The sequence below is a fragment of the Almyronema sp. genome (assembly GCF_052168255.1).
Classification (GTDB): domain Bacteria; phylum Cyanobacteriota; class Cyanobacteriia; order Phormidesmidales; family Phormidesmidaceae; genus Sphaerothrix; species Sphaerothrix epifaneia.
In genome coordinates this window covers 43,026-69,256 of the sequence record NZ_JBQLZL010000031.1, presented here as the reverse complement: position 1 = coordinate 69,256, position 26,231 = coordinate 43,026, and the positions used below count along the sequence as shown (strand labels likewise).

The window sequence follows — 26,231 nt, the reverse complement described above, 5'->3', positions numbered from 1 at the left end:
AGCAGGTTAATAGACCGAAAACGAAGCCACTGACTGTTTCAGAAGCGTTTTCATTTTCTCCCAGCGGCTTTCGTCGGTAGAGGCATTAAAGGTAAAAAGCTGATTTCGGCGCACAATGACGCTGGCGAGGTTGTGGCGCAGACCAGAAGGCAAATCGGCTAAATATTCCAAAATGTAGTAGGTTTCGTCGTTCGATTGAATTTCCTGAGCGCTGATGAGCTGAATATCGCGATCGTCCCCTGCGATGGTGTTGATGCTTTTAGAGAGCTTATAGCCTACTTCGGTTGGATCGCCTAAATCTTGCAGCGTCTGCCCTGCTGGCACATCGCTAATCACCACGCTGACATTTTCAGTGTCGTTGACAATGTCATGAAAGACCACGTCAGCGCTATTGGTCGCCACTTCTAGCCAGCCTGTGGGATAAAGAAACTGATAACCCTTCGAACTATCGACATAACTCTTGAGTCCGCTGCCTGCCGTAATGCAGCCCTGTAAGCTAAGGGCAACTACCACCAGTAGCAAAGCTGCTATTCGCTTCAGCATAGTCATGATGTCTTTTGTCTTGTGTTGCGATCGCCGTTTTCTATTCTCCCATTTCGTGGCTCGAATGCAATGTATCGATGTTGTTTGAGAAAGCCTCTAAGGTTTATTTGACCTGCCCTCGAAAGCGGATAAAACCATAGGCATTTGAGGCGGGCGGCAGGGCTGTTGAGCTGGCATAGGGCAAGGTACCAAGGCTGACAACAATTGCGCCGTTTGTGTTGGTATTATTGCCATTGCCGTCGCCATCACAGTCAATACCTGGAAACGTAGTAGCTGGATCAATCCCTGGGGGGAAATAGTACCCCTTGTCGCCATCGGACAGGTTCGTCAGAGCCACTGTGTTGGTTCCCTGGCTTAAGACAATACCGCGATCGCCTGTTGGTAAACCGCTTGGATCAGCCGCAGGGCTACTGTTAAAAGCATGAGGGACAAAAGTGGTATGGGTCGGAATGTAGTCGCAAAGCAACACATTCTGCGCATCTGTACCGCCATTCGACAGAAAGTAAATGGTGTACTCTATTTCATCCCCTGGTATTACTCGACCGCCCTCAATGGCACCCACCAAATAGTTCTCAATCGGGGTTGGCCAGGTGTTGCTGGCATCGTCATTTGGATCATTATTGTCATTGACGTATTCATTGAGCGGGTCGCCATTGAGGGTAGAAACACCGCCATTGATAGCCGTAATTCGTTTCACTAACGTAACGTTGGGTAAGCCATTATTGCTGACCCCCGCACTGATCACACGGTTACTAGGGTTGGTATCACGGGTGGGTAAAAATCCGGCACAGCGACCGTTGGCGTCACCACTTGTCGTCAGTTCCCAGCAGGCGCTTGTGCTGTCGTCTTGTCCATTGGGGGTAAGGCTAATAGACTGGCCATCGCCAGCCCCTACCAAGTCGCTTTGATAAGTCTCTGTCCATAGATTGAGCGCTGCCGGGGGGGCTTGATTGACGGCGCTGCCGCTGCCATAGGCGATGTAATCAACGATGCGGCTCTGGTCGTCATAGAGCCAAACATCATCCCCCGCATTGTTGAGCTTGGAAGGGCTGCCAAGCCAAACTTGAATGGCAGCTTCAGGCGCTTGGTGGTCTGCTGTGTTGTCTCCAATCCAGATAACGGCATATTCCCCCGCCGCCAAGCTTGTCCCTGGTGGAAAAATATAGGCCGGATTTGCACTATTGCCTGTAATTGAGCCAATTCCATCAGTGTCATTAGCGATAAGATTGCCGTCTGCTAGCTGCCAGTTGCTTAAGTCAATGGCTGCACCAGAAGCATTGTAGAGTTCAATAAATTCGTCATTTTCAACCGCACTTGCCCCAGTTTCGTTGTACAGCACCTCGTTGATAATGACTTGTCCGGCTAAAGGAGAAACTTGGTAGTTAGGGCTAGCAGCGATCGCAATTGGGTAATCTTCTACCTCACCATCAGTGGCTATACCCGTAGGTAGCGCTGCTGTTGCGCTGACAATATTGGTATCAGTCGTCAAACGAAAACGAGCATAAGTATTGCCCGCTGTGAGTCCGCTTAAGCCTGTCCAAGTTAGCGTCGCTGACGTAGCTCCATTAGCAACCTGCTGACGTACCCCTTCCGCAGTGTCGAACTGACCATTTTGGTTAAAGTCAATCCAGCCTGCCAGATAAGCGTCGCCCCCCGTGGTATTAGCAAGACTAACCGTAACGCTATAACTGGTGCTACCTGTGGTTAAAGGTGCAAAGCTGCTAACGCCATCCTCATCATCCGGCGTATCGCCGCTCGTATCATCTACGGTGCCTTCTAAGGTAGGGGAGTTTCTTAGGCTTTCCCCATCAGGCGGGTTGCTACCCAAATAAAGCCTGGGGTCAATCGGATCAAAATTATGACCAGCCCCCACCCCGTCGTTACCACTACTACTGTTATTGACTGTTTGGTCAGTGCTGTAGGTATCGGGTGCATCGCCCAAATCAATCAGCGGCGCATCAGGATTACTACCACTGGTAATCAAAATTGCTGGCGTTTCAGCAATGCTGACTTTCCCATAAACATAAGTGTCTAAAAACCTGACATCCCCAAAACCAGCCCCATTACCGCCGTATCCGGTAGAGCTGTTATCCGGTGCTCCAGTTGTTCCGTTTCCCCCGCCATCAGCAGGGTTACCGCCCCAAGTGTGCCTTGCCCCAACTCTGTTATAACTGGGGATCAAACTGCTAGAAGGTCGGCTCGAAGCAGTCGTTGCCAGCTCTAAACCAGTGATATCGTCCCAATAAACTTCTACGGCAGAATTACCTGTCGGTGTCGCCCGATTAATAGTTAATCCCAATTCGTTACCACCGCTGCTTTCCGCATCAGCCGCAACAAAGTGATATTCACCCGTAATCGCCTGTAGTCTGGCCTGATAACGACCCTCAGGTAAAGAAGCCCCTAAATTAGTTTTGCCATCCCACGCAATGGATGTCTCCACCCCGGCAACGGTATCACCACGAAGATAAATATCGCCAATGCCATAAACACCGTCAGGATTAAAGCCCGTGCTGGCAAGACCATCATCATCCACATCGATAATGACGGCATAGGTGCCATCGGTGTCGGTTGTGAACCTAAAAAATCCACTATCCTGCACGCCAACTGTGGTTCCAGGTGAAATGGTATTATCTTCACCCGCCGCATCTTCGAAGCGAAAATTGGTAATTACGGGGACTTGCGTAGGCTCTACAATCGTTATTCCTGTTGGATAACTCAGGTATTGCCTGTATTCAGGAGAAACGGTGTTTCCAGCAAAGGGAACGCTCAAACCGCGCAATGTTGGCGAGTCAACACCAGCATTGTTAGCCAAGAGTTCATAGATGCCACCAGCTAAGTTGTTTAAATCTAGCTGCCACACAAAACTAGTTCCTGGAAAACCACCCGGAACTAACACGTAGTAGTCTTGGTCAGTCGCGTTGGCATCGTCCCAAGAAGCACTGTAAAATCCCCAGTTGTAAGACCACAAACGACCCTGATTTTCTCTAGGATTCGGTGAGGTCAAAACATTAGGGGTGACAGTAATATCAAATAGCGTTATTAGACCCGTATCTGCACTAACAGCCGTTAAGTTGGTACTATTGTCCGTCTCGTTTAGCAGACGTACTTCATAAGCACCCGTGGTAGTTGTTATGTATTTAATCGGTCTGGTTAAGGCACTAGACAGGCTATTTGTGGCGCAGTCACTCGTGCCGCCGTTGCTATCAGTCCAGCCATCAGCATCGCCACTGCTAACAATGTTGCCTAAAAAAGGAGTTGGAATACTGACGTCAGCACTAGAGTCGTAGACCAAAGGGCCATTATTAGGCGCATAGATTTGTACCCGTACTCGATCTACAGCCGTACTCGTCGTCGTGTCTCTAGCGCAAATAAAAACATTAATAACTTCGCCGCTTGTTTTTATATCTACATAAAGAGGGCGATCATAAGGAGCAAATCTAGTAACCCCCGCGCTGAGCCTGGTTTCGTATTCATATAAATGCTGATAGCCTCCGTTTGAGTTAGTGTTAATTTGATAACTTCCTTCCGCAAAAGCTGAGGAGGCAAAGCAGACCCATGACAAAGCAGCTACTCCTAAGCTGGATAGCGGACGCCACGTTTTGATCAGCATTTTGTTACTTCCACCAGCCACTATACGGTTACCTCGCAATGCCCTATCTAAAAATATTTTTGACTATTGAGTATCTAAAAGCTTTGCTCTTTGCTATTGAGTAGATGTTTAAGAGGTTTTGTAATAAAAACATGTGCTTTTAATATTTTTTGATCCACTTAAATTTTGAATAAGCGCTCAAAAAATGTTTTCGACGAGTCACACCAACATAAATCTGAATGACTATACAAGAAAAAGCTGTGGCTGAAGGCAAAAGATAGAATGAAAGTTTTTTATAAGAGGCTTGCAGCAACTCAAGTATCTCGATTCTGGCGACTACAGCCGTATTAGAAATAATTAACTTCGTCAATAACTGATCAACATCCTCCATTTCTATTAGAATTTATGGCTTTGCCTGGATCTGTTCCTGAGCAAACACTAAAATTACGATATTTGCTTACAAATTACCCAAATACTTTGTCAAACTCTCAATTCGTTACACAAAAGAGTTCAGTAATAACACTGTGTACTTGTCGGTTAGGGTGCGTTTCTAGATCGTCAATCTTTATCGCTCAGTTGTGTTTGAACTTGGCTAAAAACAACCCTCAAGTTTTCTGAGTTGAGAATCAGGAGCTATCGACGCCCTCTTGCTGGCTCTACCCTTCTATCTGGGTGAGTGCTGTAATCAGGGTTTCAATTTGCTTTGATGTGTGATTGGCCATCACGGTGAAGCGTAGCCGACTAGTTGGCACTGTAGGGGGACGGACGACTGCGGCAAAAATGCCTGCTTGTTTGAGTTGCTTGCCAATGTGTAGAACAGTGGCTGCATCCTGTACCTGCAAACAAACAATCGGTGAACAAGAGGGTAGCTGCTTAACCCCTATGTGTTGAGCAGCGATATGGCCTAACCCATCGGCGAGCTGTTGACGTAGATAGTCGCTATTTTTTTGCAACCGTTGACGCCGCTCTGGTTCTGCTTGAACAATTGCGATCGCCGTTAAGGCGGCGGCGGCATCGGCTGGAGATAGGCCAGTGGTGTAAATCCAGGTGGCTGCTCGATTACGCAGATAATCAATTAAGGCTGCTGAGCCAGCTACGTAGCCCCCTAAACTGCCCAAGGCTTTGCTGAGCGTACCTATTTGTACTAGCGATCGCCCCGTGCAGTGCCAATGTTCTACACAACCTGCGCCTGTTTTTCCAAGCACGCCAGTGGCGTGGGCTTCGTCTACTAACACCATGCACTCATACTGTTCAGCTAGCGCCAGCAACGTCGGTAGCGGACACAGGTCACCATCCATGCTAAACACGCTATCGGTGAGCAAAAGACAACGACGATAGCGATCGCGCTGGGTTGCTAGCTTTTGTTTCAAATCGGCCATATCGCAGTGGCGATATTCTGTAATGGTTGCGCCACTGAGGGTTGCGCCGTTACGTAAGCTGGAATGATTGTACTGATCGCTAAGAATGAGATCTTTGCTGCCTACGAGGGCTGCAATTGTGCCCAAATTGGCTAAGTAGCCAGAGCTAAAGACGAGAGCGTCTTCGGTCTGCTTGAGTTGGGCGATCGCGTGTTCAAGAGTTTGGTGCAGCGGGCGGTGGCCGCTCAACAAGCGAGAACCAGTGCTGCTTGTGCCATAGGTTTTCACCGCCGCGATCGCAGCAGCAGCCAAACGCGGATCGCCTGCTAGCCCTAAATAGTCATTGCTGGCAAAATTGAGCAGTTGCTGACCTGCCAGTGTAATCACTGGGCCAGTGTTGTCTATTGCTTGTACGGCTCGGTGCCAGTGAGCTTTATGCAACGTGTCAAGCGATCGCGCTATCCAATCGTAAGGATTTCCCATCTGACACTAACGGTTGGGAAAGTCTGGAATCCAGGCCAGCGGATCGCTAATAGACTGAATGCCGCCCTCTTTGGAAAAAACAATCACAAGCACGTTAGATCGCGATCGCCCTACGTCTAAATAGCCTGAAGCCCAAGAATCAAACCGGGTAATCCCGGCAATCTGCAAATAATAGGCTCCTTCTGCCAAAACTATCTGCTCCCGCCGATTAAAGTTGCCCTGTCGGATCACCCGCTGACCGTTGAGATAAATTGAAGCCCAGTCATCACCCAAAGCGACAAATTCAACAACAACCTCACGAACAGGTTCAAGTTCTACCCTACCGGGTAAAAAAATGTTGATATCTGCGTAGAGCTGAGGGCTGATTGCTTGACTAGGAGAACTTGCCTGGGCTGACGGTAAACCAAACAAGCTTAAGGCAGCGATCGCCAGCGTCTTACAAGAGAGCCTCTTCCCTTTTTTCTCTTTCATCAGCGCTACCTCTCTGGCTAACCTTATTGTATTAGAAGCCGTTTGCCCCAACAGAGTTTCCCATCTGTAACCATGAGGGCACGGTGGCTCTGATTTGCCTTTTGCCCTCAACCTTTGGTCTTTAGCCGTCTTTGAGCGTCTCAACCCTGGTAGCTCTAGCTGTCTCTGTCCCCAAAAAAAATACCCAGGCCAAGCCTGGGTACTTGTTATAGATGGTGACATCCTGACTTTAGCTTTGCCCAGGCCCTAACCCCACTTGGCCTGCATAGACGGCTTGTTCACCCAGTTCATCTTCAATCCGCAGCAACCGATTGTATTTTGCGACTCGCTCACTGCGGCAGAGAGAACCCGTTTTAATTTGTCCGGCACGGCTAGCGACGGCCAGGTCAGCAATGGTGGTATCTTCTGTTTCTCCTGAGCGGTGGCTGATGACGGAGGTATAGCCCCGCCGGGTTGCTAAATCAATGGTTTGCATGGTTTCTGTCAGAGAACCAATCTGATTGAGCTTGATCAAAATAGAATTGCCCGCACCTAGTTCAATTCCCTTTTGCAGACGGGTGGGATTGGTAACAAACAAGTCGTCGCCGACCAGTTGGACTTTGTCGCCTAGCTGAGCCGTCAGCTTTTGCCAGCTTTGCCAGTCATCTTCATGCAGGCCATCTTCAATCGAGATGATAGGATAAGCGTCAACCAAGCCTGCTAGATACTGAATTAGCTCGTCCGGCGAATGGGCTGCGCCGTCGTAAGTGTACTGACCATCCCGATAAAATTCGCTAGCAGCGACATCTAGCGCTAGGGCAACCTCTTCACCCGGCTTGTAACCAGCCTGCTCGATAGCTGCTACCAAAAGATCTAAAGCTGCTTGATTCGACTTTAGATTGGGAGCATATCCCCCTTCATCCCCTACGCCACTCAGCAGATTTTGATCGGCCAATACCTTGCTAAGGGTGGCAAAGACTTCAGCCCCCCAGCGCAGCGCTTCTCGAAAAGAAGACGCTCCAATCGGCACGATCATAAATTCTTGGATATCTACGTTGTTGCTGGCGTGGGCACCCCCATTGATGACGTTCATCAACGGTACGGGCAGCACGTTGGCTAAAGGGCCACCCAGATAGCGGTAGAGCGGAATGCCCAATGCTGCCGCTGCGGCTTTAGCGTTGGCTAGTGAAACGGCCAGAACAGCGTTAGCGCCTAGCTTAGATTTGTTGGCAGAGCCGTCTAAATCAATCATGGTCTGATCGATCACCATTTGCTCTAGCGCATTGAGGCCAATCAGTTCTGGTGCGATCGCTTCTTCGACATTTTCAACCGCTTTCAAGACTCCTTTGCCACCATAGCGGCTGCTATCGCCATCGCGTAGTTCATGGGCTTCAAAGCTACCCGTCGAAGCGCCGCTAGGGACTTGCGCTAACCCCCCTGACCCATCAGATAAATAAACTTCAGCTTCAATCGTAGGCCGTCCCCGAGAATCTAGAATCTCACGAGCCCGGATGTCTTCAATGGCAGTATCAATCGTGTCAATCATCTCTCTCGTTCCTCATTGACGGCATGACGCTAGGCGATCGCCTGATGGATGATGACCTAATGGACAAGAACTTTAAGTAGCTGACTTTGAGCCACTGTTCTGAGCAACCGCAGTTCTGTTCCAACAGGTTTACCCAAAGGCTTTCTTATTCAGTCAATACGATAGTTAAGCATAAGGTGAAGCGATAAATTCAGCCTAAATCTCAAAAACACTTTGGGATCTCGACTAGGGGTCTATCAGCCTCCAGCGAGCCGAACGGCAAATCGCCGCGCGTTTGCTCAGGGTTAGCTGTCTGTCTTCTAACTTTTGTCTCAGAATAGGAAGAGGTAGCGAATCGTCAATTACTGGATAAACTATGCGACTACTGCACACCATGTTGCGAGTAAAAGACCTAGAAGCTTCTTTGCGGTTCTACTGTGACGTTCTAGGAATGAAACTACTGCGCCAGAAGGATTACCCTGGGGGTGAGTTTACATTAGCTTTTGTCGGCTATGGTGAAGAAGCTGACCATACGGTGCTAGAACTTACCTACAACTGGGGTCGTGACCAATACGAACTCGGTGATGCCTATGGACACATTGCAATAGGTGTCGAAGATATTTACACCACTTGCGAAACCATTCGCAACAAGGGCGGCAAAGTTGTTCGCGAACCTGGCCCGATGAAGCATGGCTCGACAGTGATTGCCTTTGTCGAAGATCCTAATGGCTATAAAGTAGAGCTAATCCAAAAGAGCGGCCCAAACACAGTGAGTGATCGGCAAACGGCGACTTCACAGGTGGTTGGTTAGCTCTGTGAGAACATCTGAGAAGTCTGGGCAATCGAGGTGTCACTGACTTCTCAATGGACTTGCAATCAATCGCTTGGGATAGCCAATTTTTGTTTGGGGGAGCCTGAGGTGAATTGCTATACTAAAGACCCCCAAATTTTTACAAAACTTTAATCTCTTTTTGACTGTTACACCTAAACCCTAGACCATGCAGCCAACTGATCCCGACAAATTTACTGACAAAGCATGGGAAGCGATTGTTGAAGCTCAAAATGTCGCTCGTCGATTCAAGCAGCAGTATTTAGAAGCCGAACATGTGATTGTGGCTTCGCTGGAACAAGAAGGGCTAGCCCATTCGATTTTGAAGCGACTTGAGCTTGACCCAGACGTGATGCTGCGAGAACTGACCGTTTTTGCTCAGCGGCAGGCTAGGGTAAGGGCCACGGGTGATAGCAATTTATATCTTGGGCAAAGCCTCGATCGCCTTTTAGATAAGGCAGATGCTGCCAGAGAGAGCTTGAAAGATAAATTTATTTCGATTGAGCATTTGCTTTTAGGATTTGTAGACGATGAGCGCATCGGGCGGCGGCTGCTCCGAGGTTTTAATGTTGAGTCAGCCGAGATGATGACGGCCATTAAAACCGTGCGAGGCAGTCAAAAAGTAACGACACAAAATCCAGAATCTCGCTATGAAGCCTTAGAAAAGTATGGTCGCGATCTAACTGAACAAGCCAGAGATGGCAAACTCGATCCGGTAATTGGCCGCGATGAAGAAATTCGTCGGGTGATTCAGGTACTTTCACGCCGCACAAAGAACAATCCGGTACTAATTGGAGAACCCGGTGTGGGCAAAACCGCGATCGCCGAAGGACTGGCTCAGCGCATTATCAATGGCGACGTACCAGAGTCGCTCAAAAACCGACAGTTGATTTCTCTCGATATTGGTGGCCTAATTGCTGGTGCCAAGTATCGGGGTGAGTTTGAAGATCGGCTGCGCTCAGTTTTGCGAGAAGTCACAGCTTCTGGTGGCCAAATTGTTCTATTTATTGATGAGCTGCATACCGTAGTTGGCACTGGGGCGGGGCAAGGCACTATGGATGCGGGCAACTTGCTCAAACCGATGCTAGCCCGCGGCGAACTGCGCTGCATTGGGGCGACAACGGTAGATGAATATCGCAAAAATATTGAAAAAGATGCGGCCTTAGAACGTCGCTTTCAGCAAGTTTATATTGGCCAGCCCAGCGTTGAAGACTGTATCTCAATTTTGCGCGGGCTAAAAGAGCGCTATGAAGTCCACCACGGCGTTCAAATTTCAGACTCAGCGCTGGTGGCGGCGGCAACTCTCTCCGATCGCTATATTAGCGATCGCTTCTTGCCAGACAAGGCGATTGATCTCGTTGATGAAGCTGCTGCCAAGCTCAAAATGGAAATCACCTCCAAACCCGTTGAGCTAGAAACCATCGATCGCCGTTTGATGCAGCTAGAGATGGAAAAACTCTCGCTTGAAGGCGAAGGCCAAGCGACGGGGATTGCCTATCGTCCGGCGCAAGAGCGTCTAGAGCGCATTAAGCAAGAAATTTCAGAACTTTCTGAAAAGCAGCAAGAGCTAAATTCTCAGTGGCAAACCGAAAAGCAAACCCTAGAAGCCATCAATACGCTCAAAGAACGAGAAGATCAGCTACGGGTACAAATTGAGCAAGCCGAGCGTGCCTACGACCTCAACAAAGCTGCTCAGCTCAAATACGGTGAGCTAGAAGGCGTACAGCGCGATCGCGAAGTTAAAGAAGCCAAGCTAGTAGAAATTCAGGCTCGGGGAGAAACCCTGCTGCGAGAGCAGGTAATTGAAGCCGACATTGCTGAAATCGTTGCCAAGTGGACCGGAATTCCCGTCAATCGCCTGATGGAATCTGAGCGGCAAAAGCTACTGCAACTCGAAAAACATCTGCACCAGCGGGTGATCGGCCAAGACGAAGCGATCGCGGCTGTTGCAGCGGCTATTCGTCGCGCCCGTGCCGGAATGAAAGATCCAGGTCGCCCAATTGGCTCTTTTATGTTTATGGGGCCGACCGGGGTAGGTAAAACCGAGTTAGCCAGGGCTTTGGCCGAATTTTTATTTGATGCTGAAGACGCCATTATCCGCATTGACATGTCTGAGTACATGGAAAAACATGCCGTCTCGCGCTTGGTGGGGGCACCTCCCGGCTATGTTGGTTACGAAGAGGGCGGTCAGCTATCAGAAGCGGTTCGTCGCCAGCCTTACTCAGTGGTCTTACTAGACGAAGTCGAAAAAGCCCACCCGGATGTGTTTAACATTCTGCTGCAAGTGCTAGACGATGGCCGCATCACCGACTCCCAAGGTCGCACCGTAGACTTTCGCAATACGGTCATTGTCATGACCAGCAACATTGGCAGCGAGCATATCTTGGATGTAGCCGGTGACGACTCTAAATACAGCGAAATGCAGCGCCGTGTCATGAACGCTTTGCAAGGGCATTTTCGCCCTGAATTTCTCAATCGCGTTGACGATCTGATTCTTTTCCATCCGCTGAGCCGGACTGAACTGCGGCAAATCGTGAATATTCAAATTCGCCGCTTGCACCGCCTCCTAGCCGACCAAAAGATTACGTTAGAGCTGTCTAGTGCTGCTCTCAACCATATTGCTGAAGTGGGTTACGACCCGGTTTATGGTGCCCGTCCGCTAAAGCGAGCCATTCAGCGAGAGCTAGAAAACCCCATTGCTACCAAGATTCTCGAAAATACGTTTACCGAAGGCTCTGTTATTCAGGTGAGTTTAAGCCACGGCTCACTCACTTTCACCACCCAAAAAACGACTGCTTCCACAGAGGTGGAAACTTCTTCGCCCCAGCCTGTTTCTTCTTAATCCTGAGTTTTTTCCCAAACGCGTTAGCGTATTAGTGTCGGGTGAAGACGGGTAATCTAAGCATGACGCTATTTTTAGAAGGGTGATGCTGCTAGAGAACTCACCTCAGCCATCAGAGCCGACTCAATCCTCTATGCCGACAATGGCAACTGTGCTACCCGTTAGAAATCGGCGGCATCACACTTTAGCCATTTTGCGGCAGTTAAGCGAACAGAGCCAGCAGCAAGCGATGCCGCTGCAAATTGTGGTGGTGGATGATGCTTCTACAGACGGCACCCCTGATCTCATCAAAGCTGAGTTTCCCCAGGTACATCTCTTAGCCGGAGACGGGCATTTGTGGTGGACAGGGGCGATCGCTCAGGGTATGCAATACGCTGTCGAGCAGCTAGCTAGTGATTATATTGTTTGGCTCAACGATGATATTACTCTGGCTGATGATTTTTTGCTTCAACTGCTAAAAGTCTGCCAAGCCAATAGCGGTCAAAAGGTGATCACAGGGGGCATTGTTCGGGCGCAAAGCCACCCAGACTGGGTTGTGTATGGCGGCGTTCTCAACAGTCGTCCCATCAACAGCATGGCGCAATTTGCCACTGAGCCAACGCTCAAAGTGCATACGCTCAACGGCAACATTGCGGTCTTTCCGGCGCTGCTGGTCAAAGAGATAGGTCTACCCAATGTTGAACGGTTTCGCCACTATGGGGGAGATTATGAGTATATTTGCCGCGCCCGAACTAAAGGGTATCAAATTCGGCTCTCTAGCAATTTGCAAGCAACAACAGACTTTCAGGTAGCGGATGTGCAACGGCATATGCCGCTGTGGCTGCAATGGTATCTCAGCCCTGATTGGAGCGCCAAACGCCAGGTTTTTCAGCAGTTGACCAATCTCAAATCGCCGCAAAATGTGCAGCACATGGTTAACAGCATCTATCGCGATCGCCCTTCGGTTCCTCGCTGGAAGTACCTAGTATTTTATTTGCGCAAAGTAGTTAAGTTACTGCTCAGTGAACTTACACCTGGGCACATTCAGCACCAGCGGGCGACGGAATATTTACAGCAGCAAAACGTACCAGAGGCGATCGCTGGCAAAATCTTATCCCAGCGCCCGGTAAAGCCATAAGCTATTCTGCAAGGGGTTGGCTCAATCCTCGTTTGCTAGATTCACGCTCATAAGAACGAGCATGAGCGTCGCGCAAAAACCACCTGCTTAACAGGGGTATGCGTGGCGTCAGGGCAAAGATGATCGAAACTACATAAGCGAGAATAGCGCTTGCATTTAAGAAAGGTGGTAAAAATAACGGCAAAAGGAGTAAAAATTTACCCCGATTGTTGACTTGGTTGTAAAGGTAAAAACATAAAGGTAAATGCCATACTAAACCCATAATCCAGGCTTTTGGATTAAAAAGATTCAGCGTATTGATAAAGCCAAAAAACTGATAACTTTTATCGCTTTTCCAGGCGGCAATAAAAAACAAAATTGTCAAGATTAACCCGCAAAGAATAGCTCCAGACGATGAGTTTTTGAGCAGCGGGTTCATAAAGCCATGAACAAAATCATGACCCAAACGTAAATTAGGGCTATCAACCGATTCAACAATGTTTTTAAAGATTCTTTGGCCGTGTAAATTTATGGGAGTAGGACTGGTGATTTCTGCAAAAATGCCAGGAAAGATTCGGCTTAAAAAGTGACGGTAGACGCTTAACCCAAATAGAGGTAAAGGCAATAAAAATAGAATAGCTGTACTTACTAAAGCTTGAGCGATAAAGCTAAATTGCTTACGTAAGCCATAATAAATTAAAACGCCTAACGGAATAATTTTGATATTAGCGGCCAAAGCTAGACAAAATGCTGCCCTAAAGCTTTGTCCTTTTTGCTGACAGAAAAAGCTTAACAGCGTTAAGTAAAGAACAACTAAATCAATTTGCCCTCTTTCAACTGAAGCAATAATAGGAAAACTACAGGCAGCAAATAAAATTGCTTCTCCCTTTAGCGAAAATCGGTTGTTTTTAACTAGTTCAAAACAAATTAAACCAAAAAACAACAAAATAACGACTGTGAAAATTATTTTGGCAACTTCATAAGGGAAAAAAGCAAACGGTGCATACAAAATAGCCGCTAAAGGCGGATATCTCAAGCCAGAACTAGCCTGCACTCCAGCGTTAACAGGGCTGTAAAATTCTGGAAAGTTAGAGACATGATTGATATAAGGATCCAGATGATATAAGACCGCCTTGCCTGCAACGTAGGACGTTCTAAAGTCGAACTGATAAGTCTCAAAAGCTAGCGCAATTGAAAAAACTAGAGGAAGAAAGTAAAGAGAATAATTGTTTAAGAAATACCGAATCTGCGATCGCTGAAACTTTGCCATATCCAGCCCAACTTCAAAAACCAACTCACTTCCCCACGGGGAATGATTGATTTTATCTTGAAATATCGCTACCTACCGATCGTCTTCAGCGGTTTGTGTGGCCTGAATAGCCAGAAGTAGTTCTTCTTCCTGAGCTTCAAAGTCTTCTTCTGAAATCTCCCCCATATCAAAAGAGAGTTGCAGCGCTAACAGCCGTTTTTGCAGGTTTTCGGTATCATCAAGTTCAGCTTCAGCCTGTTCTAATAGTTTTTCCGCAATCCAAGTGACGCCGCCTAAGGGGCCTGTGACGGGCGCAAGGAGTAGTTTAAACAGCATAATCCGGTCGCTATCCGTTAAACAAATTTAAAAATGAACATTTTGGGAGTGCGCTAAAGACCCGCTTCAAAGCCACTACCCCTTTGATCAGCCCAGACGAAGCATTTACGGTTGCGCTAGGTAAGAAAAGTTGTAAGGTGCTGTGAAGCTGTTATAGCGAATGCGCAGGCGCTCCTCAAACTGAGCGTCTAAAGCTTCCACCTGTTCTCCAAAAGCAATTTCTTCATCCCAAGAAATTAGGTAGGCAGCATTGTAAATCATGGCGCTGGTCATTGGCTCATTTTCAATCACCTCAGCAGCCAGTGGATTCAAAGCCGTCCGAAGCGCCTGAATGATGTCTAGTTTGCGCGCTTCCATCGCCTGTTCAATTGCCTGCCCAATACCAATAACCTCTTCCATTCGCAGCTGTTTACCCTGCAAGCGATCGCGCTCAAGTCGCAGGGCTTCGTTTTCACGCATCAGCGTTTCCAGTTCTTGATCTGGCTCCCACATCACTTTGATGCTCACTTCGCGGCGGCCTTGGAGCTTGGCAAAGAGCTGTTTGAGGCGATCGCGATTGGGCACCAACAGCTCTTGCTGCACAGGTTCCCAGGCTTCAGTGGTTAGACCAAACTGCAACGGCAGTAACGTTTGAAACCCTGCTTGCATGGCCGCTTCTAATACTCGCTCATGCCCCAAAAGGTTACGACGGCTAGCCAGGTAGCGCTCTTGTTTAGCGGCTGAAAACAAAAATGTAAATTCTTCAATCGTATGGCTGTCAATCGGCTGATTGTCGAGTCCTGTTAGCGCCAGATGCTGTGGCCCCGGTGCCGGAAAGATCCCGTATAAATAGAGTCGTTCACCCATGTTTTGATATGCGTTTAATTGGCTTGGCGGTTAAGACGAGCTGTAATTTGGCATGAATGAGGTTGATCTGGGCTAAGCCCAAGTCAACTTCTCCCTCGACGACAACTCCCGTATTGAGAAGCCGATCTAAAAGTTCAAGAATAGTAGGACTTTGCGATCGCTCACCGGGATAGTACCCTCCCGCTTTAGGCAGAAGGGTACCAATTTCGCCTAAATCCAGGTTCAGATCAGCCGGATCAACCTCAAAAATTTCACATAGGTGAATGACTTGAGTCTCCAGTTGTCGTAAGCTCTCGGCAGCGCGATCGAGGTCGGTTTCTTCTAGCTCATCGGCTTCCATGCGACGAATCACCTGAGCTTCCATGAGCTGCCGAATGAGTTCTATCAGGGTCAGCAATAAAGGAGCAAGTCCTGCTTTTGAATCCGTTCGAGTCGGTGTAATGGAGTCAGGCTGAGCTAACATAAGCAGCGAAAAAGATGCTTTTCTAAGGGGGCTATTGCTAAAGCAGACTACTTTGAACGCTGCCACTGGCGCTGCTGCCACTGGCGGTAAGTTTCACTGGCAACCATTTGACTGTAGCCAACCATCCTTCGCCCTTGATCTTGAACAGAGCTATGATTACTACCTAAATGTCGTAGCGATCGCATACTGGCAATGGTGCGACTGGTGGCAATCTGCTTCATGCTTTTAACGGTGATCACGCGCTTTCCCTCTTAGTCAGATGAATGAGCCGTTTCTACTGGCGGTTGAGCCGCTCGCAGCGCCTTTAACTCGGTTTCCAAACTTTCAATGCGAGCTTGTAGCTGTTGATTGGCTTCCAATAATTGAGGCGATCGCCCCCCCAAATAAGGATCGTTCTCCCACCAGTTAATGCCAATTTCTCTGGCTTTATCGACAGAAGAAATGAGTAAGCGAATGCGAATGCTGAGTAGCTCAGTTGAGCCAACAGACACAGAAATGTCTCCTGCAATCACAATTCCTTTATCCAGCACGCGTTCTAAAACATCAACTAGGCTAGATCCTTGAGTGGCTGTATTCATTGACGGGCTAGAAGTGGGGCGGGGGGGAGTCCCAAGTACCATTGTGTCTGCCTCTAAGCAATATGAATTTGATAGATTGAAGGAGCGCCTGGAGTTTCTTGTTTGTGCAGTAAGCCTTTTTCAATCAAAGATTTCAGCGCATTGACAACCTGAAAACGGCTTAAGCCTAGTGTCGTCTCAAGCTCAGCTAGTCGAGCCGAACCGACGACTTCTAAGTGCTGATAAATTGTTTGTTCGTGCGTAGCCAACAGACGATCTAAGGCGGTTGTTTCTGCTTCTGCTGTAGCGACCGCTCTAGTTTCTGCTAGCGTTTCTACTGCTTCTTCAGAAACTAGTTCAGGGGTGATCCGGTGCAAGCCTGCTGAAGCGAGTGTTTTTTCTGCTAGGGGCTGTCGAGTTTTGGGTTCTGCAATCAATTGGTTGAAAATTGTCCAAAGCTGCTGAGTAGCTTCAGCAAAAGGCTGCTCGGAGCGAGAAAGCAAGATATCACCACAAATTTCTCGAAACTCTGGATTTTCCGGTAGAACCGCAATTTCATGCTCTTGGCAAACAGTGCCAATAATCAGGCAGGGACGCAAGCTGGAAACGCTATCTGCTATTGCCGCCGACTGAAAAGCTTGAACAATACGGACAATCAAGAGGGCCGAATCTGCGTCAATCCCCGTTTTCTTGACCACAATTTGCTGCTGAGTTAGCTCATCTGGCTCTGGCATATTGATGGTGATAAGGCGATCGAGGAGAGCGTCTTGGGTGCCATGAACGCCACAGTATTCCTCTGGATTAGAGGTAAAAATAGCCCGAAATTGGGGATGAACTCGAATATACTCAGGTCGATTACCGCTGGGCGGCAGCACTAATAGTTTTTCTTCTAAGGCCGAAAGGAGAACGTTGTTGACCTCTGGGCGAGAACGATTAAATTCGTCGTAAACCAGGGTGAACCCTTCGCGACAGGCCAGCGTCAAACGCGAATCGACCCAGTTATGCCTTAGTTCGTCTTCAACTTTGACAACGCTGTGAATAAAATTATCCACAACTTTTTTGCGGGTATAGCCTAACTGGTTGCCAATCAGGTCAGCCGTTGTAAACTCATCGTCTCCAAACAGCACCATAATGGGGCGGCCTAGCAAATCGGCTAGATGTAGACCTAGTGTGGTTTTCCCAGTGCCTGCGGCACCCCGGAGATGAACTGAATAGCCGGATTGCAAATAGCGCAAAGCCCGTGACGATAACCGCTCAATAGCGGGGGTGGAGACAAAGTTGTGGGGGCGAGCTTGAAGAACGGTGGTCACAGGACAACTTCCTCTGGTAACTGGTAAATGCGATCGCGTTGAACAATGAGCTGCTTTTGTATCAGCGATCGCAAGGCATCAACGGTCTGCAGCCGATTGAGTTTTAAAGCTGCTTCAATGTCACCCAGTCTTGCCTGGTGCTGAGTTTTCAAATACTGATAAACCTTTTTCTCAATGATCTGAGGGGTGACTGCTGGCGTAACTTGCGGTACGGCTGGCTGACTGTTAGCCGCAGGTGCAGGTAGCGATCGCACCGTGGTAGCTGTTCCCCAAACCTGTTGCGATAGGCTTTGCCGATAAGCTGCGAGTTCAGCTCTAAATTCAGCTAAAGAGTCAAATAGAATGCGAACTGCCTGAAGCGGAATTTGCCGCTCTTGTTTAAGTTTTTGCCGCAGAGCAATGGCTCGGTTTTGTCGTTGCTGGGCGATCGCTGAAAGCGTCGTTCCTACTTCAACCTGTAGGTCACCTATTAAAGCAGAAAGCTCCAACCGCCAGATTTGATTTTGCTGCGATCGCATCTGCTGGTGATTCGTCAATTGTTGCTCAACAGCGGCTCGATTTTTTTGAAGCTGCTGTTGCAACTCAGTTAACCATTGCTGAGTTGCAATCTGCTTGTTAAGACTTTGTTGTTGACGTTGCTGTAGCCGTTGAGCGGCTTCGACCTGACGCTGTTGCTGGTAGGCCGATAAAATTTCTGTGACCTGCTGCTGTCGCTTCAGTACCGTCTGCTGTCGCTGCTCTCTTTGCGCTAACCACTGATCTCGAAGTGCAGTCATAGAAGCCAGCTCCTGATTGAACCCCTTATTTATGGAATGAATGAAACGAGAGGAATCACCCGCCAATCCCCGCAGATTGAGATCTGTAGGTCATCAAATTTATTTGAGTTATCTGACGGGTGATGGTTATCGGATTTTAGCGAGGCACCTAAACAGCAGGGACAGCAGCTTGGGCAGTTAACCCTACTGCCTCGGCATACTTGAGATAAGTATCAACAGAAGCAATAACAATGCGTGCTTCAACAGCAAGCAGTTCAATCCCTACCAGGGAAACGCGAGCCCACGCATCGATCACAATACCTTTGTCGAGAATGCGATCAACCACTTCTGCTAAGCTAGAGGAAGAATTTACCTTTTCAACAGCCATAGTTTTTGAACCTTAATTTAGAGAGTTGAGAGTGTCGTTGCTGGTTGTTAGCCGTTGGGATCGATCCCTAGGTAGGCTTGAAGCGACCTGAGTTGAAGTCAGGTCAACTGTGAAGCGCTTTTAGGTCTGTGCACAGTGATAGTCTGCCCAGCTCTAATTTAAGAATCGCAAAGTGAGTGGCAATTTTTAGCTACTGAGCTGTATTACTAATGTCTAAACTTTGCTGGGTTGGCAATTTTATAGGTTGCTTATTGATTCCTTTGCAGACTTGTTCAAGCGTGGGCCTACCTTGCTGAGTGGTTGAGTGTTTATGCGCGTTGTGGGTAGCTTACCTGCAGTTTGCCTTGGGGTCGTTGTTGTCTTTTATCGACATGCTTTTGGCAGGAAGAGCCAGGAAAAGTTTTAATCGCATCATTTCTATGGCAACCTGATTACAGAGATGGATATCTAAGTACTTGCCTGCTCACCCTCGCGCTATGCAAACTCTGTCAAATCCTGTGGCTCAGTCCGCTGCTGAAGCTAATCCCGCTTTCGATACCACAATTCATCGCCGCCACACGCGCCCTGTTAAGGTCGGCAGCGTCACGATTGGAGGGGGCCATCCGGTTGTGGTGCAATCAATGATCAATGAAGATACGTTGGACATCGATGGTTCGGCGGCTGCAATTCGTCGCTTACACGAAATTGGCTGTGAGATTGTTCGTGTGACGGTGCCTAGTATGGCTCATGCAAAGGCGATCGCTGAAATTAAACAGAAGCTATCAGCCAGCTATCAAGCAGTGCCTTTGGTGGCAGATGTGCATCACAATGGCATGAAAATTGCCTTAGAAGTAGCCAAGCACGTTGACAAAGTGCGAATTAACCCAGGGCTGTACGTCTTTGAAAAGCCCAGTCCGACCCGTAGCGAATATACACAGTCTGAGTTTGAAGAAATAGGCGAAAAAATCCGTCAAACCTTAGAACCCTTAGTAATTACTCTGCGAGATCAGGGTAAAGCTATGCGAATTGGGGTAAACCATGGTTCTTTAGCTGAGCGCATGTTGTTTACTTATGGCGATACGCCTGAAGGTATGGTGGAATCAGCGCTAGAGTTTATCCGCATTTGTGAATCGCTAGATTATCGCAATTTGGTAATTTCCCTCAAAGCTTCACGGGTTCCAGTGATGCTAGCTGCCTATCGGCTGATGGTGCAGCGCATGAATGAGTCTGGCATGGACTATCCGCTGCATTTGGGGGTGACGGAAGCGGGAGATGGCGAGTACGGTCGCATCAAATCGACAGCCGGAATCGCTACCTTGCTGGCCGAAGGAATTGGCGACACGATTCGAGTTTCACTGACTGAAGCGCCTGAAAAAGAAATTCCGGTTTGCTACAGCATTTTGCAGGCTTTGGGTCTGCGCAAGACAATGGTGGAGTACGTGGCTTGTCCTTCCTGTGGGCGAACCCTCTTCAACTTAGAGGAAGTCCTACATAAAGTACGGGCAGCTACCCAGCACTTAACAGGCTTGGATATTGCTGTTATGGGCTGTATTGTCAATGGCCCTGGCGAAATGGCTGATGCTGACTATGGCTACGTGGGCAAGCAGCCAGGATACATTTCCCTTTATCGAGGCCGAGAAGAAATTAAACGGGTGCCCGAAGATCAGGGGGTAGCAGAATTGATCAACCTAATCAAAGCCGATGATCGTTGGGTAGATCCCTAAACTTCTATTAAGGAGCAGGAGCAACCAAGTCTGCTGCGCTCAATTGTCGGTAAAACAGGGGTTAATATTTTAGTTTGAGGGGGGCAACTAACTATTTGGGTCAAGGCCCAAAATTTGGCTCTGTTTGAATCCCATAGCTACACTTTTGGTGTGCTAGATTGAGCATACCGCCTTCAGACACATCAGTTGATTTATGGCAATCTCAAAACGTGGACTTGTACTTGGTGCGACTGCTCTTGCTGTCGCTGCAGTTACAGTAACCGGTGCGGGTATTCATCTCTCTCAAGGGCAAGCCTTTTTTCGCGAAAGCCCTAAAGAGCTAGTCGATGAAGTTTGGCAACTCATCGATCGCAACTATGTGGATGGCACCTTTAATCAGGTTGATTGGGAAGCCGTTCGCATGGAATATCTAGAGCGGGATTACGGCAGCCAAGAAGAAGCCTACGGTGCTATTCGAGAGATGCTGGAGCAACTAGATGATCCGTATACGCGCTTTATGGATCCGCAAGAGTATCGCAACATGCAGGTGGATACCTCTGGCGAACTCACAGGGGTAGGTATTCAAATCTCACAGGATGAAGAAACTGACGAGATTTTAGTGGTTGCGCCCATTGAAGACACGCCTGCGTTTGATGCTGGGGTGCAGGCGCAAGATGTAATTATGGCGATCGACGGTCAGAGTACCGAAGGCATGGATCTCAATACTGCCGTTAATCTCATTCGTGGGCCAGTTGGGTCGCAGGTGAAACTTACGCTGAAGCGGGGTGAACGTACGCTTGATTATGAAATTGAGCGGGCGCGAATCGAAATTCATCCGGTGCGCTACAGCTATCGAGAAGGGGCTGAGGGCGGTATTGGCTACATTCGCCTGACGCAGTTTAGTGCCAATGCGGCTGTTGAGATGCGAGATGCGATTCAAGCTCTAGAAGATCGAGATGTGATTGGCTATATCTTAGATCTGCGCGGGAATCCGGGTGGCTTACTGTATTCCAGTATTGATATCGCCCGCATGTGGCTAGACGATGGCACTATTGTTTCGACCGTCGATCGCCAAGGTATTGTGGATGAAGAAATTGCCAACAATCGGGCGGTCACTGACTTACCGCTGGTGGTTTTAGTCGATGGTGGTTCAGCCAGTGCTAGTGAAATTCTTTCTGGAGCGTTACAAGACAATCACCGAGCTGTTTTAGTCGGTACGCAAACCTTTGGTAAAGGGTTGGTGCAATCGGTAAGAAGTTTGCCTGATGGTTCGGGAGTTGCTGTTACCGTCGCTAAGTATTTGACGCCGAGTGGTCGCGATATCAACAAACAAGGCATTGAACCGGATGTGGTGATTGAGCTGAGTGAAAGCGATCGCGAAAGCTTTTCTCAAGATCGAGAGCGAGTTGGGACGTTAGAAGATCCTCAGTATGCCAAGGCGCTAGAGATTTTAACCCAGCAAATTCGAGTCAATCGCGAAGCAGCTAATGTAGTGGTTTCACCTGCTTTGAACTAGCAATTTAGATTCAAATGGATCAAAAGCTGTCTGCCGATGAAGTGGGCAGCTTTTTGATTGCTGCTTTGAACCTTTATTGAGGTTGACATTTGCCTGCTCGGATTAAGCCCACTCGTCGGGCGATCGCTTCACTTTGAGAAGCAAAAGGCCCCCAGTGCTGAGGTTGGGCGTTAGCGATCGCGGCAAATTGCTCATGGGTGATGATCTGGCAAGACTCGTCTTGGGCTTTGACAATGTACCAGCCTTGGGCGTTAGTCATTTGAGTTCAAGAACTACACAGGTGAACAGTCCTAGACTATAGCGTATTTTCCTGAATCGGTGAGCTGATGTAGCCAAAGGCAGAAGGTAGCATAAAAGGCTTTCTGTAGAAGACTTTCAGCAATTTCAGTTTCTCAACGCTGCGGCTATAGGTATACTTTCCTCCAATCACTCAGCTTTTGGAACGACTGGCTCACTCACCTCGTCGGCTGTAATCGGTAGACAAACCGTGAATGTAGTTCCTTGCAAGGGTCTGCTTTTGAAAGAGAGTCTACCGTTGTGCAACTCTACGCAGCGTTTGACAATAGACAAGCCCAGCCCAGTGCCTTGGGTAGTACCGACATTGGCTCCTCGATGGAAAGACTCAAACAAGTATTCTTGATCTTCTGGCAAGATGCCAATTCCTTCATCTGAGATGTTGAGCGTGACGGTTGTGTCGTCACGCGCGAGGCTCAGCGTCACGCAGGAGCCGGGGTCTGAATATTTGATGCCGTTTGAAAGCAGGTTGACTAAAATTTGGCGTAATAGTTTGGCATCTAGTAAAACGCTCCAACTGGCAGACATCTCAAAAATGGCAACTTCTGGCTCTTCTAACGTGAGGTTGAGCACATAATCAGGGGCACTGAGCTGCATATCTTCTATCAGTTCGCGGCAAAATGTTACTAGATTTAGCGGTAGTGGCACACAATTTACGCGTCCTGATTCGGCTCGATTCAGCAGTAAGATATCGTCCAAAAGCTGAGTTGTATGCTGAACGTAGGTTTGAATTGTTTCTAAGTGACGCTGTTTGCGACTTTCATCTAGCTTGTAGCCAAAGTCTTTGAGAATGCCAGCAGAAGAAGCAATCACAGCCAGAGGCGTGCGAAATTCGTGGGAAGTCATGGAGACAAAACGCGATTTGAGTTCGCTCAATTCCCGTTCTCGTTCTAGGGCTTTTTCCATTTCTGCTTCGGCTTGTTTGCGATCGCTAATATCTAAGGCATTGCCAATTACCTGCGTCACCGTACCTTTGGCATCACGCGTAAAGACTGTATCAACGCTTTCAAACCAAGCCCAACGGCCATTGGCTTTGCGTACGCGATATTCTAAAGACAGCAATTCTCCATCGGTGGCTGCGCTCAACTGCTGCAAATAGCTGATGAAGCGAGGAAAATCATCAGGATGCATGACGTTGGCTAAAAATTGAAGGCTTGCTTCAGAAATTTGCCGATCTTGATAGCCCAAAACCACCGCTAAATCGCGATTAGTATAGACCGTTGCTTGTTGAATCAGGTCGAAGATGTAGACCAAGCTGGGCGAGGTTTCGGTAATTTGCTGGAGCAGATGACGACTGTCTTTTAAGGCTTGCTCAGCTTGCTTGCGATCGCCAATATCTTCAATTAGCCCTAGCAGGTGAATTGAGTCATCTTCGGAATAGCAAACGCGAGAAAGAGTCAAGTTTGCCCACAAGGGGGTACCGTTTTTGTGGAGAAAGCGTTTTTCAATTGAGATGCGATCGAGCTGGCCGCTCATTAAGTCTTGCAGGTAAGGAAGGTGCAAGCCGCGATCAGCAATGTGAGTAATTTCGAAAAAGGTGAGCTGTTTAAGTGCCGTCGCCGAATAGCCTAACCATTTACAAAGTTTAGGATTGACGGTTACAAAGCGTCCTTCTAAATCGGCCAGCGCGATACCTAAAGGGCTTTCTTCAAAAATACGGCGAAAACGCTCTTCACTGCGATGTAGAGCATCAGAAGTTTGCTGCCGCTCTAGCTCTGCACCCGCTCGCGCGGCAAAAATACGCAAGACTTGTTCGATCCGCTCAGAGTAGGGGAAAGGTTTATGGTCAAGGACACAAAGCAAGCCAATATGATCTCCCTGGCTATTGGTTAAGCTAATGCCGTAATAGCTATCGGCTTCTAGCGTGACCAAGTTTTGATCCTCAGGGAACTGTTGCTGCACCAAGCAAGGACAGTGATAGCTACCCTGGGCGATCGCTTGCTGACAAGGCGTATTGGCAATGGCCCAGGCACGGCTAATTTTTGTGCTGAGTTCTGGAGAGGCGGCTACAATTTCCAACCGCTGGTGTGAGTGTAACTCCGCGATGATGGCGTAACGAACGTTGAGCGTTTGGGCGAGATGGTGAACCAAGGCAGGGAAAAAGTCTTTGCCGATGACGGCTGCCGTCCCCGCTGCTAAATTTTTGAGTATATGCTCACTGCGCTTTAAATCGGTGACGTCGCGCGCATTGATAACAACAGCTTCTACTTCTCCAGACTCTGCAAAAATAGGATTCAAGACATATTCAAAATCTCGCTTTCCCTGAACCGTCACCAGCCCTTTTTGGTAGGTTTGGCTATTTCCAGTCGTAATAACGTCTTGAATCTGCTGCTCAAACTTAACAACTGAGCGCTCTGGAAAGCCCAGCTCTCGCCCTGTTTTGTGTAGCATCTCATTGGGAGCGTAGCCTAAAATAGCAGCCCCCCGAATGCTAACGTAGCGTAATTGGTAATGGCGATCAAAACAGTAAATTGGATCGGAAGAAGAAGACAAAATCGCATCTAGGGTTTGAGCTTGTTGCACCATTTGGTAGGTGCGATCTTCAAGAAGCGCTCCTAACTGTTGAATAAGCTGTTCTAAATTTTTGTTTTGGATTTGTAGCTGTGTCAAAAAGCGATCGCGTTCTTGTTTAATTTGTTTGCGATCGTGAATATCCGTATTAGTGCCTACCATCCGAATCGGATTTCCCTGATAGTCCCAAACAGCTTTGCCACGCGAAAAAATCCATTTGTAGGTACCGTCTTGGCAACGCATACGGTACTCTACTGCATACTCTGGGTTCAGGTGTTGCAAATAAGCTTGCTGGGCGGCGATGACTGCTTTTCGATCTTCTGGGTGGATTAAGTTTGTCCAAAATTCTTGCTTTGTATCAATCTGGTCTTTGCTATAGCCAAGAATAGAGAGCCAGCGTTCAGAGCGAAAAACCTGGTCATTTTCAATATCCCAATCCCAAATACCGTCGTTACTCCCTTCAATCGCCAGTTGCCAGCGCTCTTCGCTCCGCTGCAAACGCTGCAAATCTGGTTGAGAAAGTTGGGGTAAGTGAGTACCTAAAGGCCGACAGTGTAGCCAATAGCTGCCTTGGTGGATACGACTGCGAACAGCAAAGAACTGCCAAGACTCATCTGGATAGCGGAAGCGACAGGTGATTGGTTGAGTTGCTTGAGTTTGCAGGCTAGCCTGATGCAGCATCTGAAAGATGGTTGGCCTGTCTTCAGATGCGATACAAGCCAGCCAGCCAGTTCCTTGTAAATCTGTTGGATTCCAGCCTGTTACTGGTAGCCAGTGAGGACAAAGCTCAAGACAGTTCGCATCTAAAGACAGCCGACAAAATAAATCTGGCGTTTCCGCGAAAAAAGCCTGTAAATGACTTTGCCCCTGAGCGAATTGTTGTAGCTGAAACTCTACGGTTGCAGTTTCTGTCACCTGTGACTCCTGATTGCAGAAAGCTTTTGCCGCTATAGTTTCTCTGCTGGTAGGGGACTCCATTTTGCTAGACTGTCGAATCCTAGAACTTCAAAGAAAACTTTTTAAGAAATTATTTAGCGACCCGCAGAGACTTCTTCAAAGCAATACAACCTGATTGACAAAAATCCCAAAAGTAGGGGCTACTCCCGCCAGATCTGTACCTAAACAACTGCAACGGATGTGATCTTTTCTCTGGTCATAGCAAGGTGAGTTTTGGGTAATTACCCTAAGTATGCCCAACGTTGGGCTGAATTCTTTGGTTCAAATGCCTCAAGCTATATAAGCTACTACCTATCTTCATGAAATCCTCACATTTTTTGTTTATCTTAAAAATGTGATAGAAAGCGGATTTACTCTTAACTGTCAGGCATGGGATCAATTGAAATTCAGTAATTTTACGGGGATGTCATTACACAGTAGCTAAGCCTGATTGCCTAGATTGTTAAGCAATCCCCACCATAGCTATTAAATCGTATTTTTCCTGCTAGCGATCGCTGGCAGGCTATTCAGGCAAGTCTTTATGTTTGGTTAAGATTGCGGCTATAAACAAAAATTGGCAAAAAGAATGAATTCGCTTTTTTAGAGGTTGTTAATACTTAGATTTGGCTGATCAGTTATAGCTAAGTCATACGCAAAACCGACCTCAGCCTAT

The 26,231-nt window shown here is 48.0% G+C and carries 21 protein-coding genes; 5 read left to right on the top strand and 16 right to left on the bottom strand.

Features of this window, described 5'->3' with window-relative positions; genetic code table 11:
• Window positions 1–6: 6 nt before the first annotated feature.
• The 5 genes from psbP to eno form a co-directional block, all read right to left on the bottom strand.
• Window positions 7–543: a photosystem II reaction center PsbP gene (gene psbP, locus ACTS3T_RS05990; RefSeq protein WP_377962608.1), complete on the bottom strand. Its 537-nt coding sequence runs from the start codon at window positions 541–543 to the stop codon at window positions 7–9.
• Window positions 544–646: 103 nt separating this feature from the next.
• The gene (locus ACTS3T_RS05985) at window positions 647–4,153 is read right to left on the bottom strand and encodes a lamin tail domain-containing protein (protein WP_377962605.1); all 3,507 of its coding nucleotides are present in this window, start codon (window positions 4,151–4,153) and stop codon (window positions 647–649) included.
• A gap of 635 nt (window positions 4,154–4,788) precedes the next feature.
• Window positions 4,789–5,973 (bottom strand): 8-amino-7-oxononanoate synthase, encoded by a 1,185-nt coding sequence (bioF, locus tag ACTS3T_RS05980; protein ID WP_377962602.1) that lies wholly within the window; start codon window positions 5,971–5,973, stop codon window positions 4,789–4,791.
• 6 nt (window positions 5,974–5,979) lie between these two features.
• Window positions 5,980–6,444 carry a hypothetical protein gene (locus ACTS3T_RS05975; protein ID WP_377962599.1) on the bottom strand — a complete coding sequence of 155 codons (465 nt, stop codon included), beginning with the start codon at window positions 6,442–6,444 and terminating at the stop codon, window positions 5,980–5,982.
• A 229-nt stretch (window positions 6,445–6,673) separates the two neighbouring features.
• Window positions 6,674–7,969 (bottom strand): phosphopyruvate hydratase, encoded by a 1,296-nt coding sequence (gene eno, locus ACTS3T_RS05970; protein ID WP_377962597.1) that lies wholly within the window; start codon window positions 7,967–7,969, stop codon window positions 6,674–6,676.
• 355 nt (window positions 7,970–8,324) lie between these two features.
• On the opposite strand from eno, the gene gloA reads away from it, so the two are divergent.
• From gloA to ACTS3T_RS05955, 3 genes are all read left to right on the top strand, one after another.
• Complete coding sequence (gloA, locus tag ACTS3T_RS05965; protein WP_377962594.1) at window positions 8,325–8,759, top strand: lactoylglutathione lyase; 435 nt, start codon at window positions 8,325–8,327, stop codon at window positions 8,757–8,759.
• 187 nt (window positions 8,760–8,946) lie between these two features.
• Window positions 8,947–11,619: an ATP-dependent chaperone ClpB gene (gene clpB / locus ACTS3T_RS05960; RefSeq protein WP_462934851.1), complete on the top strand. Its 2,673-nt coding sequence runs from the start codon at window positions 8,947–8,949 to the stop codon at window positions 11,617–11,619.
• An 85-nt stretch (window positions 11,620–11,704) separates the two neighbouring features.
• Window positions 11,705–12,736 carry a glycosyltransferase family 2 protein gene (locus ACTS3T_RS05955; protein ID WP_377962588.1) on the top strand — a complete coding sequence of 344 codons (1,032 nt, stop codon included), beginning with the start codon at window positions 11,705–11,707 and terminating at the stop codon, window positions 12,734–12,736.
• Window position 12,737: 1 nt separating this feature from the next.
• Here the strand turns inward: ACTS3T_RS05955 and ACTS3T_RS05950 are convergent, their stop codons facing one another.
• The 9 genes from ACTS3T_RS05950 to gvpA form a co-directional block, all read right to left on the bottom strand.
• Complete coding sequence (locus ACTS3T_RS05950) at window positions 12,738–14,009, bottom strand: glycosyltransferase family 87 protein (RefSeq protein WP_377962585.1); 1,272 nt, start codon at window positions 14,007–14,009, stop codon at window positions 12,738–12,740.
• A gap of 48 nt (window positions 14,010–14,057) precedes the next feature.
• Window positions 14,058–14,300 carry a gas vesicle protein GvpG gene (locus ACTS3T_RS05945; protein ID WP_377962582.1) on the bottom strand — a complete coding sequence of 81 codons (243 nt, stop codon included), beginning with the start codon at window positions 14,298–14,300 and terminating at the stop codon, window positions 14,058–14,060.
• Between the two features lie 105 nt (window positions 14,301–14,405).
• Window positions 14,406–15,146, bottom strand: a complete 741-nt coding sequence (gene gvpF / locus ACTS3T_RS05940; protein WP_377962579.1) for a gas vesicle protein GvpF — start codon at window positions 15,144–15,146, stop codon at window positions 14,406–14,408.
• Window positions 15,139–15,609, bottom strand: coding sequence for a gas vesicle protein K (locus ACTS3T_RS05935; protein WP_377962576.1), 471 nt, complete (start codon window positions 15,607–15,609; stop codon window positions 15,139–15,141). The genes gvpF and ACTS3T_RS05935 overlap by 8 nt, the downstream gene beginning before the upstream one ends.
• Before the next feature lie 47 nt (window positions 15,610–15,656).
• Window positions 15,657–15,848, bottom strand: a complete 192-nt coding sequence (locus ACTS3T_RS05930; protein WP_377962573.1) for a hypothetical protein — start codon at window positions 15,846–15,848, stop codon at window positions 15,657–15,659.
• Window positions 15,849–15,860: 12 nt separating this feature from the next.
• Window positions 15,861–16,229 (bottom strand): gas vesicle protein, encoded by a 369-nt coding sequence (locus ACTS3T_RS05925; RefSeq protein WP_377962570.1) that lies wholly within the window; start codon window positions 16,227–16,229, stop codon window positions 15,861–15,863.
• Between the two features lie 11 nt (window positions 16,230–16,240).
• Window positions 16,241–17,476 (bottom strand): gas vesicle protein GvpN, encoded by a 1,236-nt coding sequence (gvpN, locus tag ACTS3T_RS05920; RefSeq protein WP_377962567.1) that lies wholly within the window; start codon window positions 17,474–17,476, stop codon window positions 16,241–16,243.
• Complete coding sequence (locus ACTS3T_RS05915) at window positions 17,473–18,252, bottom strand: hypothetical protein (RefSeq protein WP_462934850.1); 780 nt, start codon at window positions 18,250–18,252, stop codon at window positions 17,473–17,475. The genes gvpN and ACTS3T_RS05915 overlap by 4 nt, the downstream gene beginning before the upstream one ends.
• A 148-nt stretch (window positions 18,253–18,400) precedes the next feature.
• Window positions 18,401–18,619 (bottom strand): gas vesicle structural protein GvpA, encoded by a 219-nt coding sequence (gvpA, locus tag ACTS3T_RS05910; RefSeq protein WP_377962562.1) that lies wholly within the window; start codon window positions 18,617–18,619, stop codon window positions 18,401–18,403.
• A 476-nt stretch (window positions 18,620–19,095) separates the two neighbouring features.
• Between gvpA and ispG the strand changes: the two genes are divergently transcribed.
• On the top strand, window positions 19,096–20,322 hold the full coding sequence (gene ispG, locus ACTS3T_RS05905; RefSeq protein WP_377962559.1) for a (E)-4-hydroxy-3-methylbut-2-enyl-diphosphate synthase: 1,227 nt from the start codon (window positions 19,096–19,098) through the stop codon (window positions 20,320–20,322).
• Between the two features lie 193 nt (window positions 20,323–20,515).
• Entirely contained in the window at window positions 20,516–21,817 is a 1,302-nt protein-coding gene (gene ctpC / locus ACTS3T_RS05900) for a carboxyl-terminal processing protease CtpC (RefSeq protein WP_377962556.1), read from the top strand.
• A 73-nt stretch (window positions 21,818–21,890) separates the two neighbouring features.
• On the opposite strand, the gene ACTS3T_RS05895 is transcribed toward ctpC, so the two are convergent.
• On the bottom strand, window positions 21,891–22,076 hold the full coding sequence (locus tag ACTS3T_RS05895; protein ID WP_377962553.1) for a DDE transposase family protein: 186 nt from the start codon (window positions 22,074–22,076) through the stop codon (window positions 21,891–21,893).
• Window positions 22,077–22,243: 167 nt separating this feature from the next.
• The gene (locus ACTS3T_RS05890) at window positions 22,244–25,537 is read right to left on the bottom strand and encodes a PAS domain S-box protein (protein WP_377962550.1); all 3,294 of its coding nucleotides are present in this window, start codon (window positions 25,535–25,537) and stop codon (window positions 22,244–22,246) included.
• Between the last annotated feature and the right edge of the window lie 694 nt (window positions 25,538–26,231).